Source organism: Winogradskyella immobilis, from assembly GCF_021887715.1.
GTDB lineage: Bacteria > Bacteroidota > Bacteroidia > Flavobacteriales > Flavobacteriaceae > Winogradskyella > Winogradskyella immobilis.
In genome coordinates, this window is sequence record NZ_JAIQXX010000072.1 from 1 (window position 1) to 461 (window position 461).

The 461-nt window shown below is 30.6% G+C and carries 1 protein-coding gene; it reads right to left on the reverse strand.

All coding sequences use genetic code 11. From position 1 onward, the window contains the following. Positions 1–290: GIY-YIG nuclease family protein (locus tag K8Z87_RS13880; RefSeq protein WP_227478171.1), on the reverse strand; the 290-nt coding region annotated here is incomplete at its 3' end. Between the last annotated feature and the right edge of the window lie 171 nt (positions 291–461).

Here is a 461-nt window from a genome sequence, read left to right on the forward strand (position 1 = left end):
TTCCACAAATCATCCCAATTTGGATTCTCTTTTTCAACTAAATTAATTTTCCATTGACGATGCCAATTCTTTAATTGTTTTTCTCTAGCTATAGCCTCATTAACATACTGATATTCTTCAAAATACACTAATTTTGTCAATTTATACTTTGATGCAAAACTACTTCCTTCACCTAATTTATGACGCTCCATTCGGTCATCTATTCCACCACTAAACCCTATATGTAAAACACCTCTTGGTTTGTTCGTAAGAATATAAACCCAATAATTATGATAAGCTCGTTTAGGCATATCTATATAATATCATTATTATACGTTTTGAGTTTAAAATAGATGCTGAAACAAGTTCAGCACGACAAGCTTGAAACTTATATTTATTCAACTAATGATTTGTCATTCTGAACTTGTTTCAGAATCTAAAGGTTTCCACAAATCATCCCAATTTGGATTCTCTTTTTCAAC